We start from the raw sequence: 15,778 nt of genomic DNA on the forward strand, positions 1-15,778 counted from the left end.
GAGTTTCGATGCCGCTGACCCCGGCCGACGTGCACAACGTCGCGTTCAAGAAGCCCCCCATCGGGAAGCGGGGGTACGACGAGGATGAGGTCGATGCCTTCCTCGACGAGGTCGAGCGTGAACTCGTCCGCCTCGTGGAGGACAACAACGAGCTCCGCGCCCAGCTTGAGCGCGTCCAGCAGGGTGGGGCCGTCGCGCCGCCCGCCGGTGGCGGTGCCCCCGAGCACCTGGTCGCCGAGAACAACGAGCTGCGGGACCAGCTCGAGCGTCTGCAGCAGGACAAGCTGAACGCCGAGCAGGCCGTCCGTCAGGCGCAGGCCGAGCTGGACCAGATGCACGCGCAGGGTGGCGCCGCGCCGTCCGTGGCCGCCGCGGCTGCCGCGGCAGGTGGCGACGGTGGCGAGCAGCAGGCGCTGCGGGTGCTGATGATGGCGCAGCGCACCGCCGACGACCACGTCTCGGACGCACGCCGTGAGGCCGACAAGCTGCTGTCCGACGCCCGCGCCAAGGCCGACGAGGTCACCCAGAAGGCGCGCAGCAAGGCCGAGTCGCTGGAGCGCGACGCGCGTCAGCGGCACCAGGAGGCCATGGGCGGTCTTGAGGTCAAGCGGGCCGCGCTGCAGAAGCACATCGAGGAGCTCAAGGCCTTCGAGCGGGAGTACCGCACGCGGCTCAAGGCGTACCTGGAGAGCCAGCTCCGGGATCTGGGTGCCCGCGGTCAGGGCATCGAGGAGGAGCTGAACCGTTCCGGCGACGCCAGCCGTCCCGCCGCGACCAACGGTGGTCTCGCCGCCGCCGGCCTCGGTGGCGCGTACACCCCGGCCCGTGGTGGCCTGGGCCTCCCCCCTGCCGACGGAGGCACCCGGTAGGATCCTGTTCCTTCATCTGGAACAGGACAATCTCGGCCGAGGTGACCCGTGATCGTTGCCAGCTTGCTGCTGATCCTCGTGGCGGCAGTGCTGCTGGTGCTCGGGTTGGTGCGAGGCATCGACCTGCTGCTCGTGGTGTCGATCGCGGTGAGTCTGCTCGCGGCTGTCGCGCTGTACGTGGGCGCCCGGCAGTCGAGGTCGAACCGCAGCACGCCGGCGGATGACGCCGGCGACAACGGTGAGCCGGCGGGGGAGAGCACCGAGACCGCCGAGATGCCGGCCAGTGAGCCGGCGTACGGCGAATCCGCTCTGCGCCGGGGAGGACAGGTTCCGGACCTCCCCGGCCGGCGCGTGTCGGGCGCGCGGACCGATCCGACCCGGTCGGGTGCCGTGCAGCGCGAGTTCGCGGATCTGGACCCGGCGAACGATCCGGATCCCTGGGACCACCGGCCGCCGTGGCCGCTGGACCGTACCGCGGCCGAACCGACCGAGTCCGTACCGACCATTCCGGTGGGGCGTTTCCCGGACGAGCCCGGCCGGTACGGGATGGTCATTCCGGATGTCGAGAGCGACAACGCGACCGACGATCCGATGGACGAGCCACCGGTGCAGCGCACGTCCCGTTCGGATGCGGACCTGGTCGCACGACTGCCTGCCGAGGTACTCGTGGTCGACGGTCGTCCGAGGTACCACGTGACGGGGTGTCCGCACCTGCTCGGCAAGGACTCGGAGCCGCTGCCAGTCGCCGAGGCGGTCGAACTGGGTTTCAACCCGTGTGGCTGGTGCCAGCCGGACACCGTCCTGCTCGGCGGTACTCCGGAGCTGTGACTCGGCGTCCCCCACGTCTCCGGCATCCCGTACAAAACGGGCATTGAACCGGTCAGCATAGCGCTCACTGAGGGCAGCGGTTCGCTGACAGTCGGATATTCACAGATGTTTGTCGGGCGCCCAACTACTCCGTATCCTTAGTGGTTCCACGCGCGTCGCGCCCGGTCAGACCGCCCGGACGCGCCGCGCCCGTTCTGTATGTGGGAGCCGCGATGGCCAGCGCGCCCGGTGGTGCACAACACCCCCGGTCGCAGGCTGCCCGGGGTTGCCCGTCAATGCCGCACCACCCGTCAGTCCAGGTCAGCCACACAGCGGTGCGAAAGGTGACCGCCGATCCCGAGGGCCGGGCCGGCCGCGTGGGACGGGGCACGACGTCGACGAGCCGTCCGCACCGGCGACAACCACGACGACCGCCGCGCCGAGCGCGGCCAAGGGGGCGACGATGACCACCAAGTCGGGAGTGAAGGCCGCCGGCGCGGCGACGCGCAAGACCACGGACAGCAAGTCCAGCACCAAGCCGTCCGCGACGAAGAAGCCGGCCGCGCGCAAGCCGGCCGCGAGCGGGTCGACCAACGGCGGGCAGGCCACGTCGTCCGCGGCGAAGCCGAGCCGGGCGAAGGCACCGGCCGCGAAGGCCGCGCCGAGCAAGTCGGCCGCGAGTAAGAGTGCGCCGGCGAAGTCCGCCGGACGTGGACGCAAGACGCGGTCCGCGGCCGAGACCGAGAAGATCCGCGTCGCGCTGAACGAGCGGCTCACCGAGCTGCGCGCGGAGTACGACAGCATGATGGCGCAGCTGACGGACCTGCAGCGGGACCGGCTCACCGACTCGGCGGGCGACGACCAGGCCGACACCGGTACGAAGACGTTCGAGCGCGAGCAGGAGATCTCGCTGGCCAACGGGATCCGGGACCGGGTCACGCAGGTGGAGCGGGCCCTGGAGCGCCTGGACGACGGGCACTACGGATACTGTGAGCGGTGCGGGAATCCGATCCCGGCCGAGCGTCTCGCCGCGTTCCCGTCGGCGACGCTCTGTGTGAGCTGCAAGCAGTTGGAGGAACGGCGCTGAGCCACGACAGTACCGACCGTGCGCCGTCCGACGACGCTGCCCGGTCGGACCACGCACCTCGCTCCCGGCGTACGGTCGCCCTGCTGGCGGGCGTCGCCGCCGTCGCGCTGGCGCTCGACATCCTGACCAAGATCCTCGCCGTGGCGAAGCTCCGCCCGGACGAGCCGGTCAAACTGCTCGGCGGCGCCGTGTACCTGAGCCTCACCCGTAACACGGGGGCCGCGTTCAACCTGGGCGCGGGGTACACGGCGGTGCTGGCGGTGGTGGCCGTCGTGGTGATCGTCGTGATCATCCGGTTCGCCCGGCGGCTTGGTTCGGTGCCGTGGGCGGTGGCGCTCGGGTTGGTGCTCGGCGGCGCTGCCGGCAACCTCACCGACCGGCTGTTCCGGGCGCCGGCTCCGTTCCGCGGCGGGGTGATCGACTTCATCAGCCTGTTCGGTCCGGACGGACGGCCCTGGCCGATCTTCAACGTGGCGGACTCCTGCCTGGTCTGCGGTGTGATCCTGGCCGTACTGCTGGAGCTGACGGGCCGCAAGCTGGACGGCAGCCGGGCCAACCGGTCCGCCGGTGACGAGACGAAGCGGGCCGACGGTGCCGGGACGCCCGACACCGACGCCGAGCCCTCCGGTACCGGGGAGGTCGAGCCGGCGGACACGGCCGACGAGCCGGCCGCGGAGCGTACCGCGGGGCGCCGGAGCGGTGACTCGTGACGGGGCAGATCCGGGGCGAGCTGCGCACCGTACCGGTGCCTGACGGGCTGGCCGGGATGCGGGTGGACCAGGCGATCGCGCGGCTGTTCGGGTTGTCCCGGACGGTGGCGGCGGACCTGGTCGCGGACGGCGCGGTCGTACTGGACGGGTCGGCGCCGGCGAAGTCGGACCGGGTGCACCCGGGGGCGTACCTGGAGGTCACGTTGCCGGCGCCGGAGTCGGCCGAGGCGATCGTGGCGGCGCCGGTGGACGGCCTCGTGGTGGTGTACGCGGACGACGACATCGTGGTGGTGGACAAGCCGGTCGGCGTGGCCGCGCACCCGAGCCCGGGGTGGACCGGCCCGACGGTGCTGGCCGGGCTGGCGGCGATGGGGCAGACGGTCGCCACGAGCGGCGCGGCGGAGCGCCAGGGCATCGTGCACCGGCTCGACGTGGGCACGTCCGGGCTGATGGTGGTCGCGAAGAGCGAGCACGCGTACAGCATCCTGAAGCGGGCGTTCAAGGTGCGCACCGTGGAGAAGCGGTACCACGCGGTCGTGCAGGGCCACCTTGACCCTTTCCGGGGAACAATCGACGCACCCATTGACCGGCATCCCACGCACGACTACAAGTGGGCAGTGGTCTCAGGCGGTAAGAACAGCGTCACGCACTATGACACCGTCGAGGCGTTCCCGGCCGCGAGCCTGGTGGACGTCCGGCTGGAGACGGGTCGCACCCACCAGATCCGGGTGCACTTCTCCGCACTGCGGCACCCCTGTGTCGGCGACCTGACGTACGGGGCGGATCCGACGCTGTCGCGGCGGCTCGGGCTGTCCCGGCAGTGGTTGCACGCCCGCGAGCTGGCGTTCGACCATCCGTCCAGCGGCGACCGGGTGCGCTTCACCAGCGAGTACCCGGAGGATCTGGCGCACGCGTTGCGTGTGCTGCGCGGTGAGGACTGAGGTGTGGGCCTCCGCCGGGGCCTGCGCGATCTCGACCGTCGACTGATCCCACCGCTCGCCTCGGCGTTCGGGTGGCTGGGCGGTGGCGCGAAACGTCGCCTTCTCGGTACGGCCGTGCTGGTGGTGGCGGCGCTCGCGGTGGCCGGTGCGCTGGCCGTACGGGACCGGCCGGTGGAGCCGGAGCCGGCGACGACGCGGGTGGGTCTGGCCGCTGGTGAGCCGGTGTCGAGCTACGTCGCGGACTCGCGCGGCGACCTGTCCCGGCTGGCCCGCTCGGGCGACCCGGACCGTCCGGTGTACGCGCTGGTCTCGCTGTCGGCGTACCTGTCGCCGGCGCGGCTGCGGCCGGTGCTGGCCGGGGTGCGGGCGGAGCGGGCGTACACGAGGGTGCCGTTGCCCGGGTATCCGGCGCCGGTCGCCGCGGTGGGCGCGCGCCGGGTGCCGGCGGACGTGGTGGCGGGGATGGACCGGCTGGCCGCGGACCGGAACCGGATCTCGACCGACTTCGGCCGGCTGGCGGCGTCGCCCGGGCCGCAGCGCGGGCAGTACCGGTCGGAGCAGCGGGTGTACCGGGCGCAGGCCGAGGCGTACGCGGGGCATTGTTCGTGCGTGTTCGCAGCGCTGGTGTCGGGGCGACCGGGGGCGCTGACCCGGCTGGCGGCCCGCCCGGGAGTACGGGCGGTGGAGCCGGCGCGGGCCGGTACCCGGCTGGACAGGTTGGTGGTGGCGCCGCTGCTGCCGGAGCAGTCCGGCGACGACCCGTCGACGCCGCCGTCGCCGTCGCCGGTGCCGTCGGGTTCGGCGCCGGGTCCGGCGGATCCGTCACCGTCGCCGTCGGGGAGTACGCCGGCATCGGTGCCGCCGTCGCCGTCCCGGTCGGCGGATCCGCCGTCGTCGCCGGCCGGTGCGCCGGGTGCGGCCGAGCCGTCCGCGGAGGTCACCGGAGGCGGGTGAGGGCGGTGACCGCCGACGGGTACCCCTCGGCGTGTCATGATCAGCGGGGAACGGGGAGGGGGAGCCGTGCTGTCCGTGCTGGGGGTCGACGCGCCGGAGGAACGGGTGTACCGCGCGCTGGTCGGCCACCCGGCCGCGACCCTCGACGAACTGTCCGTGGAGCTCGGCACCGACCCCGCGGGCCTGTCGCGTTCGCTGGCGATGTTGGAGGCGCGCGGCCTGGTGGCCCGTTCCGGCGGCCGCTTCGACCGGTACGTGGCGGCCCCGCCCGCGGTCGCGATCGGCGCGCTGCTGAACCAGCACCGGGCGGAGCTGCGGCAGGTGGAGGTGACGCTGGCGTCGCTGGCGGAGACGTACCGGGCGGCGGGTGGTGAGCGGGCGCTCGACGACCTGATCGAGGTGGTGTCCGGCGTCGAGGCCATCCGGTACCGGGCGGACCAGCTCCAGCGCGGCGCGTCCGGCGAGGTGCTGCTGTTCGCGGTGCCGCCGTTCCGCGCGGTGACCCGGGCGGAGAACGCGGCGGCGCAGGACGACGCGCTGCGCCGGGGCGTCCGGTACCGGATCGTGGTGTGTCGGGGGTTGCTGGAGGAGCCGGGCACGCTGGACCGGTGCCGTGGCCTGGTGCGGTCGGGCAGCCGGATCCGGGTGGTGGAGGAGCTGCCGCTGAACCTGCTCGTCGCGGACGGTACGGACGCGCTCGTGCCGTTGGCCGACGGAGCCGGTACGGAGGGCGCGTTGCTGGTGCACCCGAGCGGGGTGCTGGACGCGCTGGTGGCGTTGTTCGAGGCGGTGTGGTCGACGAGCCTGCCGCTGCACCTGGACCCGGCCGAGGCGGCGGACGCGGACGAGGTGCCGGAGCAGCTCGACGGGCTGGACATCCAGGCGGTCGACGCGCGGATCCTGTCGCTGCTGCTGGTCGGTCTCACGGACCGGTCGGTGGCGAGCCAGCTCGGCCTGTCCATGCGTACCGTGCAGCGTCGGGTGCGGCATCTGATGGACCTGGCCGGTGTGCAGACCCGACTGCAGCTCGGGTGGTACGCGGCGCGTAACGGTTGGGTGTGATCTCGCGGGCACAGCGTCGTGCCCGCCGACCAGGCTGCCGCGGGGTGGGATGACCGGCACCACCGGCGCGTACCCGCGTGCTGGTTCGTTGAACTTCCAGATGCGGGAAACGGTGGGGGCTGGCAAAGTGCCGATCGCTCCGTAGCCTGTTGGTGGTGATCGTCCGGGGAGGCGAGCGTGGATCAGACCGGAGCCGGAGCATCACGCGCCGGTGACTCGGGGTCGCGGTGGCGGAACCTGCTGGGCCGGGGACGGCCGCGGGACTCCGAGGCGATGCCCGATGCCCCGGTGGGCGCGCCCCGGGCGACGGAGTACGGCCGGGCCCGGGTGGGCACGCCGCCGCACGTACCGCGGCCCGCCGCACCGTCGGAGCCGCGCGGGCGCCGGTCGACGCCGATCCCGGTGCAGGTCGCCGGGCACCGCCCCGCGGCGTACTCGACGGGTTCGGTGGACGGGCTGGTCGCCGCGCTGCGCAAGGACTTCGGCACGTCGCGCACGGTGGCGTTCGTGAACCCGAAGGGCGGCGTACACAAGACGACGGCGACGGTGCTGACCGCGGCGACACTCGGCAGTGCCCGTGGCGGCGGCGTCCTGGCCTGGGACGACAACGAGCTGCGCGGCACGCTGGGGCTGCGCGCGGGGACGGCCCGGCACGCCCGCACCATCCGGCACCTGGTCGACGACCTGGCCCGGATCGAGGCGGGCCCGGGCATCCTCGCCGACGTACTGGACGACTACCTGCGGCACACCCGCGACGGCTCGTTCGACGTACTGGCCGGGGACGAGGATCCGCGGATCGCGCGCCGGCTGGATCCGGCGACGGTGCGCCGGGTGCTGACGGTGCTGTCCTCCACGCACGACGTCATCTGCGTCGACACCGGCAACAACGTCGAGTCGCCGAACTGGCAGACGGTGGTGCGCGCCGCCGACCACATGGTGGTCACGACGGTGCCGCGGGAGGACGCCGCGTTCACCGCGGACTGGATGCTCGACCTGCTGGTCGAGGAGGGCATGGGCGAACTGGTGTCCTCGGCGACCACGCTGATCAGCTGCCCCACGCCGAACCGTACGGCGCTGACCGACGACCTGTTGCAGCACTTCGGCAGCCGCACCCGTACCGCGGTGGTCGTGCCGTACGACCCGGCGCTGGAGCCCGGTTCGACCATCGAGTACTCGACGCTCGCGCCGGCCACCCGGATGGCGTGGCTGTACGCCGGGGTCGCGATCAGCGAGTCGTTCCACCCGTAGGTCGCTTCGCGCGCGGGCGGCGGGACGGGTCGCCCGCGGCCTCGCGTGGGAGGCGCGACCGGCGTGTCGGTGGCCTTCCGCGGCGGGCGCGGGAGGCGAGACGGGAGTCACCCGACCGGGTTCGTCCCGGCCGGGCGAGCCGGGTTCGCCGACCGGCGCGGGTGGGGCTATTTTCGTCGTACCCGGTGGCTAGGCTGCCGGGTCGAGCCGGGGGTGCGGCCAACACTTCGTCCGGCTCGGCACGGGTTCGTCCAGGTGAATACGAGGGGGGCGTGGCGCGCCATGTCGGCATCCGGGTTCGCGCATCTGCACGTGCACACGGAATACTCGATGCTCGACGGTGCGGCCCGGTTGAAGCCCCTGTTCGCCGAGGTGCAGCGGTTGGGCATGGACGCGATCGCGATGACCGACCACGGCAACATGTTCGGTGGATACGCGTTCTACCAGGAGGCCAGGAAGGCCGGGGTCAAGCCGATCCTGGGCATCGAGGCGTACCTGGCGCCGGGGGACCGCGCGTACAAGCAGCCGGTGCGGTGGGGGCGGCCGGACCAGCGTTCGGACGACATCTCGGGCAACGGGGCGTTCACCCACATGACCATGTGGGCGGAGAACGCGCGCGGCCTGCGCAACCTGTTCACCTTGTCCAGCAAGGCATCCATCGAGGGCTACTACTACAAGCCGCGGATGGACGCCGAGCTGATCTCGCGGTACCACGAGGGCATCATCGCCACGACGGGCTGCCCGTCCGGTGAGATCCAGACCCGGCTGCGGCTCGGCCAGGTCGACGAGGCGTACGCGGCGGCGGAGAAGTACCTGGAGATCTTCGGGCGGGACAACTTCTTCCTGGAGCTGATGGACCACGGGCTCGACATCGAGGCCCGGGTGCGGTCCGGCCTGCTCGACATCGGCAAGCGGTTCAACCTGCGTCCGGTGATCACGAACGACTCGCACTACGTGCAGCACGCGGAGGCGAAGGCGCACGAGGCGCTGCTGTGCGTGCAGTCCGGCAGCACGCTGGACGACCCGAACCGGTTCAAGTTCGGCGGCGACGGCTACTACATCAAGTCGCCGGACGAGATGCGCGAGATGTGGGACCGCGAGCTGCCCGGCGCCTGTGACACCACGCTGCTGATCGCCGAGCGCATCCAGTCGTACGACGAGGTCTTCGCGCACGCCGACCGGATGCCGCAGTTCGACGTGCCCGAGGGGTACAACGCGGAGACGTGGCTGGAGCACGAGGTCATGGAGGGCCTCGCGAAGCGGTTCCCGGGCGGGATCCCGGAGGGCCACCGCGAGCGCGCGCAGTACGAGCTGAGTGTCATCAACCGGATGGGCTTCCCGGCGTACTTCCTGGTCGTGGCCGACCTGGTGCGGCACGCCAAGGAGAACGGGATCTACGCGGGGCCCGGCCGTGGGTCGGCGGTGGGCGCGCTGGTGGCGTACGCGCTGGGCATCACGGCGCTGGACCCGATCCCGCTGGGCCTGCTGTTCGAGCGGTTCCTCAACCCCGAGCGCATCTCGATGCCCGACATCGACCTCGACTTCGACGACCGCCGCCGCGGCGAGATGATCGACTACGCGATCAACAAGTACGGCGCGGACAAGATCGCGCAGGTCATCACGTTCGGCACGATCAAGACGAAGGCCGCGCTGAAGGACGCCGCGCGGATCCACTTCGGCCAGCCCGGCTTCGCCATCGCCGACAAGATCTCCAAGGCGCTGCCGCCGCCGGTGGCCGCCAAGGACATCCCGCTGTCCGGCATCGTCGACCCGCAGCACGAGCGGTACGCGGAGGCCACCGAGGTCCGCACGCTGATCGAGACGGACCCGCAGGTCGGCAAGATCTTCGAGACGGCGCGCGGCCTGGAGGGGCTGATCCGGCAGGCCGGCGTGCACGCCTGCGCGGTGATCATGTCGTCGGAGCCGGTGATCGAGGCGATCCCGCTCTGGGCCCGGCCGCAGGACGGCGCGATCATCACCGGCTTCGACTACCCGTCGTGCGAGTCGATGGGCCTGTTGAAGATGGACTTCCTGGGCCTGCGCAACCTGACGGTCATCGGCGACGCGATCACCAACATCAAGGCCAACCGCGGCGTCGACATCGACCTCGACACCCTGGAACTCGACGACAAGGCGACGTACGAGCTGATGGGCCGGGGCGAGACGCTCGGCGTGTTCCAGCTCGACGGTACGGCGATGCGCGCGCTGCTCCAGCGGATGGGCCCGACCGGGTTCTCCGACGCGACGGCCGTGATCGCGCTGTACCGGCCGGGTCCGATGGCGGTGAACGCGCACCTCAACTACGCGGACCGGAAGAACGGCCGGCAGCAGATCGTGCCGATCCACCCGGAGCTGGAGGAGCCGCTCAAGGACATCCTGGCCGAGACGTACGGCCTGATCGTGTACCAGGAGCAGATCATGCTCATCGCGCAGAAGGTCGCCGGGTTCACCATGGGCCAGGCCGACATCCTGCGCAAGGCGATGGGCAAGAAGAAGAAGGAGGTTCTGGAGGAGCAGTTCGCCGCGTTCCAGAAGGGGATGCGCGCCAACGACTTCTCCGACGACGCGATCCAGACGCTGTGGGACACCGTCCTGCCCTTCGCCGGGTACGCGTTCAACAAGTCGCACGCCGCCGGCTACGCCGTCGTCTCGTACTGGACGGCGTACCTGAAGGCGAACTATCCGGCCGAGTACATGGCGGCGCTGCTGACGTCGGTCGGCGACTCCAAGGACAAGATGGCGGTGTACCTCGCCGAGTGCCGCAAGATGGGCATCAAGGTACTGCCGCCGGACGTCAACGACTCCGACAACTACTTCACCGCCGTCGGCTCGGACATCCGCTTCGGCCTGGGCGCCATCCGTAACGTCGGGGCGAACGTGGTGTCCAGCATCATCGCCACCCGCCGCGACAAGGAGCCGTTCACCTCGTTCACCGACTTCATGCAGAAGATCGAGCTGCCGGTCTGCAACAAGCGGGTGGTCGAGTCGCTGATCAAGGCGGGCGCGTTCGACTCGCTGGGGCATCCGCGGCGGGCGATGCTGGAGCACCACGAAACCATGGTCGAGGCCATGACCGGGGTGAAGCGGCGCGAGGCCGAGGGCCAGTTCGACCTGTTCGGCGGCATGACCGACACCGCGCCGGACACGGTCGTCGGCATGGAGGTCGACCTGTCCGGGGACGACTGGCCGCGCAAGACGGCGCTGGAGTTCGAGCGCGAGATGCTCGGGCTGTACGTGTCGGGCCACCCGCTCGACGGCGCCGAGCGGGTCCTGCGCAAGAACAGCGAGCAGCGGATCGCCGACATCGTCGCCGGCGACACGCCGGACGGTACGCCGGTGACCATCGCCGGCATCATCTCCGCGCTGGAACGCCGGGTCACCAAGCAGGGCAACGCCTGGGCCAAGGCGACCGTCGAGGACCTGGACGCCGGCATCGAGGTGCTGTTCTTCCCGAAGACGTACGAGCTGGTCGGGTCGTTCCTGGCGCCGGACCTGACGATCGCGGTCAAGGGCCGGATCAACCGGCGGGACCAGGAGATCAGCATCGTCGCGATGGACATGCGCACCCTGGAGATCACCGACGCCGACCTGAACGCCGAACCGGCCGTCGTGGTCGCCATCGCCGCCGAGAAGGTCGACCCCGACCTGGTCGGCGAGCTGAAGCGCACGTTGCTGAACAACCGGGGCGAGACGGCCGTGCGGGTCAAACTGCTCGGCCGCGACCGTAACCACCTGCTCGCGCTGGACGACGGGCTGCGGGTCACCCCGGGCCCGGGGCTCATGTCGGAGCTCAAGAGCCTGCTCGGCGCGGGTTGCCTGGAGTAGTGCCGACCACTGCGGGGCGTGGCCGTCCGGAGGGCTCTGAGACAATCGCCGCGATGGATATGACGACGGGACCGTCGGCGCGGACGGTGCCCTCCCGGAGCGTCGAGGCGCTGGTACTCGCGGCTGCCGCGGTGGTGGTCGCCGCGGCGGGTGCGCCGCTCGGGTTGCTGTGGTCCGCCCTGTCGGGGCGCGTGCCGATGGTGATGACCGGCGACGGCGCCATGTACGACCCGGAGACCGAGACGTTCGCCGGCGCGGACGTCCGGTTCGTTCTGATCACCGCCGGGGCCGGACTGGTGGCCGCGGTGCTGTGCTGGATCGTGCTGCGCCGGTACCGCGGGCCACTCGTACTGGCGGTGCTGGGGGTCGGCGGGTTCGGCTCGGCGCTGCTGGCCGCCTGGGTCGGCAGCCGCGTCGGCCTCGCCGACTACCAGTACCTGCTGGGGCACGCGGAGGTGGGCTGGCGGTTCGGCATCCCGCTGCAGCTCGCCGCGCACGGGGCGTACGCGGCGCAGCCGTTGGCCGGTGTGCTGCTGTACACGGTGTTCGCCGGGTGTTCGCGGTTCCCCGCGTTGCGCGCGACGGCGACGCGCCGCAGCGTCGAGCCGCCCGTACCGGAACTGGTGGAGCCGGTACGGCTGCCGCTGACGCGGGCGCGGGTCATGGAGGCGCCCGCGGAGTCGCCGGCGCCACCGGCCGAGCCGGACGTGGCGGTGCCCGGTGTCGCCTGGCCCGATCCGCCGGCGGCGCAGCCCCCGGCCGCGCAACCTCCCGCCGCGCAGAGCCCGGCCGCGCGACCTCCCGCCGGGCAGGCCGCGAACGGTGACGGTCGGCCCACGGTCGCGGATCCTGCCGACGGTACGGAGCCGCCGCCGTTGCCGCCGGCGCCGCCCGGCCCGGTCGAGTGGCCGGACGCCCCGGACCGCCATCCGGAGTGATCGGGTCAGTTCGGATTGGTGGGTACCTCGAACTCGGCGAGCGGCGCCGGTACCGCCCGTAGCGCGGCGATCAGGCCTGTCTCGCGGCGCAACAGGGCCAGTTCGGTGCCGAGCCGGGTGGCGGTGTCGACCGCGGCGAGCAGCCGTTGCCGGTCGGCGACGGTGAGCGAGGCGCTCGCCGCGACCAGGTGCGACAGTACGGCGGGGTCCTCGGGTAGCTGGTCGCCGCTCGGGTCGGCCCCGTCGGAGCCGCCGTCGGAGGCGTCCGCGAGCAGCCGCAGGTACCTGCGGAACGCGGCGAGCACGCTGGGCGCGAGCCGTTCGGCGCGGCGGGCGGAGGCGGTGCCGGCCGGTTCGTCCGGGAGCCACTCGACCTCGCCCCGCAGGTACGGCGCGGACGTGTCGTCGACGGCGTGCAGCCGGAAGCGCCGCCGGCCGACCGTGACCAGGTCGTACCGGCCGTCGGTGTAGGTCTTGACCTGCCGGAGTTCGGCGCTGCACCCGATCCGGTAGAGGGTGGAGTCGTCGTGGCTGCCGGTCTCGGCCCCGCGGCGGATGGCGACCACACCGAACTCGCGGTCCGTACCGGACGGGAGGGCGAGCAGGTGCGCCACGAGCGCCCGGTACCGCGGCTCGAAGATGTGCAGGGGCAGCACGATCCCCGGGAACAGCACCGTCCCGAGCGGGAACAGCGGGATGGCATCGGTCACGTCGTCGAGCCTAGGAGACGGGCCGGCCCGGTGACACCAGCCGCGCGGTGCCGGGCTTGCCGCGGTTTGGTGAACTCCGTCCCCGGTGTCCGTGACCCCGCGAGGTGGTACGCCCCGGGTTCCCGCAGGTCGGGACGCATAGACTCGATACCGTGCTGAACCGTATCGACCTGCGCGGCTCCCTCACGGACCCGCGCGACGTGCTGCCCCGGGCCGAACTCGACGTGGCGGCCGCGATCGAACAGATCCGGCCGACCGTCGAGGGGGTCCATCAGCACGGCGTCGAGGCGGTGCTGGCCGCGTCCGAACGGTTCGACCGGGTGCGCCCGGCGTCCCTGCGGGTACCGGCCGAGGCGATCGCCACCGCACCCGACACCCTCGACCCGGCGGTACGGGACGCGTTGGCCGAGTCGATCACCCGGGCCCGCGCGGTGCACGCCGACCAGGCGCGTACCGACGTGACGACGCAGGTGGTGCCGGGCGGCACGGTGACCGAGCGCTGGGTTCCCGTCAACCGCGTCGGGCTGTACGTGCCGGGCGGGCTCGCCCCGCTGCTCTCCTCGGTCGTGATGAACGTGGTGCCCGCGCAGGTCGCGGGCGTCGGATCGATCGCGCTGGCGTCCCCGCCGCAGCGCGACACCGGCCTGCCGCACCCCGGCATCCTCGCGGCCTGCGCCCTCCTCGGCGTCGACGAGGTGTACACGATCGGCGGCGCCCAGGCGGTCGCCTCGTTCGCGTACGGGTTGCGCGGCGCGGACGGCGGGTGGCTGTGCGAGCCGGTCGACCTGGTCACCGGCCCCGGCAACATCTACGTGACGGCCGCGAAGCGGATGCTGCGCGGCGTGGTCGGCATCGACTCCGAGGCCGGTACGACCGAGATCGCGATCCTGGCCGACGACACCGCCGACCCGGTGCACGTGGCGGCCGACCTGATCAGCCAGGCCGAGCACGACCCGGCCGCCGCGAGCGTACTGGTCACGCCGAGCGAGGCGCTGCTGGCCGCGGTCGAGGCCGAACTGGGCCGGCAGGTCCCGGCGACGCGCCACCACGAGCGGGTCGCCACCGCCCTCGGCGGCAAGCAGTCCGGTGTCGTCCTGGTCGACGACCTGGCGCACGGACTGCGCGTCGTCGACGCGTACGCGGCGGAGCACCTGGAGATCCAGACGGCGGACGCGGCGGCGGTCGCGGCCCGGGTCCGCAACGCCGGCGCCATCTTCGTCGGGGCGTACTCGCCGGTCTCGCTGGGCGACTACGCCGCCGGTTCCAACCACGTCCTGCCGACCGGTGGTTGTGCGCGGCACTCGTCGGGGCTGTCGGTGCAGACGTTCCTGCGCGGCATCCACGTGGTGGAGTACACGGAGCAGGCCTTGCGGGAGGTGGCGCCGCACGTGGTCGCGCTGTCGTCGGCGGAGGACCTGCCGGCGCACGGGCAGGCCGTCACCGCGCGGTTCGGCGGTGGCCGGTGAGCGACCGCATCACGCTGGCGGACCTGCCGCTGCGCGACGACCTGCGCGGCCGCGAGCCGTACGGGGCGCCGCAGCTGTCGGTGCCGGTCCGGCTCAACACCAACGAGAACTCGTACCCGCTGCCGGCCGAGGTGACCGACGCGATCGCGAAGGCGGTCGGCGCCGAACTCCACGACCTGAACCGCTACCCGGACCGCGACGCCGTCGCCCTGCGTACCGACCTGGCGGAGTACCTGACGGCGCGGCACGGCCGGCGGATCACGCCCGCGCAGGTGTGGGCGGCGAACGGGTCGAACGAGGTGCTTCAGCAGCTCCTCCAGGCGTTCGGCGGGCCGGGCCGCACCGCGCTCGGCTTCACCCCGGCGTACTCGATGCATCCGTTGATCGCGCTGGGCACCGGGACCGGCTGGGTGGACGGGCCGCGCCGGGCCGACTTCACCATCGACGGCGCGGCGGCGGTCGAGGTGATCCGGTCGGAGCGGCCGGCCGTGGTGTTCGTGTGCTCGCCGAACAACCCGACCGGGACGGCGGTGGACCCGGCGACGCTGGCCGCGATCGTGGCGGCCGCCCCGGGCATGGTCGTCGTCGACGAGGCGTACGCGGAGTTCGCCCGGCCGGGCACACCGACCGCGCTGGAGCTGCTGGCCGAGTTCCCGCGGCTGGTGGTGACGCGGACGATGAGCAAGGCGTTCGCGTTCGCCGGCGCGCGGGTCGGCTACCTGGCCGCCGACCCGGCCGTCGTGGACGCGCTGCAACTCGTGCGCCTGCCGTACCACCTGTCGGCGTTGACGCAGGCGGCCGCGCGGGCCGCGCTCGCCCACGCGGACGTACTGCTCGGCACGGTCGACGCGATCAAGGCGCAGCGGGACCGCATCGTCGCCGAGGTACGGGCGATGGGCCTGACGGTCGCCGAGTCCGACGCCAACTTCGTCCTGTTCGGCGGGTTCGACGCCGAGACCGGGCGCCGGCTGTGGCGCGACCTGCTGGACGCCGGCGTACTGGTGCGTGATGTCGGCCTGCCCGGCTGGCTGCGCGTGACCGCCGGTACCCCCGAGGAGACCGACGCGTTCCTCGCTGCGCTACGTTCGACGCGGCCAGCGGGTGACGGACCGGACGCATCACGTCCGGTGACCACTGACTGATCGCCGAGCTGCGGAGCGG

11 protein-coding genes and 2 pseudogenes are annotated in these 15,778 nt (G+C 72.4%); 12 read left to right on the forward strand and 1 reads right to left on the reverse strand.

What is annotated here, in order from left to right; translation table 11 throughout:
* Positions 1 to 8 precede the first annotated feature (8 nt).
* From Aru02nite_RS00915 to Aru02nite_RS00960, 10 genes and pseudogenes are all read left to right on the forward strand, one after another.
* A complete protein-coding gene (locus Aru02nite_RS00915) occupies positions 9 to 869 on the forward strand; it encodes a DivIVA domain-containing protein (protein WP_203654077.1) in 861 nt (286 codons plus the stop codon).
* 48 nt (positions 870 to 917) lie between these two features.
* Positions 918 to 1,697: a hypothetical protein gene (locus Aru02nite_RS00920; protein ID WP_203654620.1), complete on the forward strand. Its 780-nt coding sequence runs from the start codon at positions 918 to 920 to the stop codon at positions 1,695 to 1,697.
* A gap of 697 nt (positions 1,698 to 2,394) precedes the next feature.
* Positions 2,395 to 2,763, forward strand: a pseudogene (locus Aru02nite_RS00925) (TraR/DksA family transcriptional regulator); the annotation flags it as partial.
* Positions 2,673 to 3,473, forward strand: a complete 801-nt coding sequence (lspA, locus tag Aru02nite_RS00930; protein WP_203654081.1) for a signal peptidase II — start codon at positions 2,673 to 2,675, stop codon at positions 3,471 to 3,473. The pseudogene Aru02nite_RS00925 and the gene lspA, both read left to right, overlap by 91 nt.
* A gap of 56 nt (positions 3,474 to 3,529) precedes the next feature.
* The gene (locus tag Aru02nite_RS00935) at positions 3,530 to 4,414 is read left to right on the forward strand and encodes an RluA family pseudouridine synthase (protein WP_203654571.1); all 885 of its coding nucleotides are present in this window, start codon (positions 3,530 to 3,532) and stop codon (positions 4,412 to 4,414) included.
* A gap of 3 nt (positions 4,415 to 4,417) precedes the next feature.
* Entirely contained in the window at positions 4,418 to 5,368 is a 951-nt protein-coding gene (locus Aru02nite_RS00940; RefSeq protein WP_203654083.1) for a hypothetical protein, read from the forward strand.
* Positions 5,369 to 5,434: 66 nt separating this feature from the next.
* Positions 5,435 to 6,430 (forward strand): helix-turn-helix domain-containing protein, encoded by a 996-nt coding sequence (locus Aru02nite_RS00945; RefSeq protein ID WP_203654085.1) that lies wholly within the window; start codon positions 5,435 to 5,437, stop codon positions 6,428 to 6,430.
* A gap of 255 nt (positions 6,431 to 6,685) precedes the next feature.
* Positions 6,686 to 7,678 (forward strand): annotated as a pseudogene (locus Aru02nite_RS00950) (MinD/ParA family ATP-binding protein); the annotation flags it as partial.
* 282 nt (positions 7,679 to 7,960) lie between these two features.
* Positions 7,961 to 11,503 carry a DNA polymerase III subunit alpha gene (dnaE, locus tag Aru02nite_RS00955; RefSeq protein ID WP_203654088.1) on the forward strand — a complete coding sequence of 1,181 codons (3,543 nt, stop codon included), beginning with the start codon at positions 7,961 to 7,963 and terminating at the stop codon, positions 11,501 to 11,503.
* Positions 11,504 to 11,556: 53 nt separating this feature from the next.
* On the forward strand, positions 11,557 to 12,441 hold the full coding sequence (locus Aru02nite_RS00960; RefSeq protein ID WP_203654090.1) for a DUF2567 domain-containing protein: 885 nt from the start codon (positions 11,557 to 11,559) through the stop codon (positions 12,439 to 12,441).
* Between the two features lie 5 nt (positions 12,442 to 12,446).
* Here Aru02nite_RS00960 and Aru02nite_RS00965 read toward each other — a convergent pair whose 3' ends face one another.
* A complete protein-coding gene (locus Aru02nite_RS00965; RefSeq protein WP_203654092.1) occupies positions 12,447 to 13,151 on the reverse strand; it encodes an LON peptidase substrate-binding domain-containing protein in 705 nt (234 codons plus the stop codon).
* Between the two features lie 152 nt (positions 13,152 to 13,303).
* Between Aru02nite_RS00965 and hisD the strand changes: the two genes are divergently transcribed.
* Both hisD and Aru02nite_RS00975 read left to right on the forward strand, forming a co-directional pair.
* Entirely contained in the window at positions 13,304 to 14,617 is a 1,314-nt protein-coding gene (gene hisD / locus Aru02nite_RS00970) for a histidinol dehydrogenase (RefSeq protein ID WP_203654094.1), read from the forward strand.
* Positions 14,614 to 15,759: a histidinol-phosphate transaminase gene (locus tag Aru02nite_RS00975; protein ID WP_239076255.1), complete on the forward strand. Its 1,146-nt coding sequence runs from the start codon at positions 14,614 to 14,616 to the stop codon at positions 15,757 to 15,759. Before hisD ends, Aru02nite_RS00975 begins: the two co-directional genes overlap by 4 nt.
* Positions 15,760 to 15,778: the final 19 nt, after the last annotated feature.

The sequence above is a fragment of the Actinocatenispora rupis genome (genome assembly GCF_016861975.1).
GTDB lineage: Bacteria > Actinomycetota > Actinomycetes > Mycobacteriales > Micromonosporaceae > Actinocatenispora > Actinocatenispora rupis.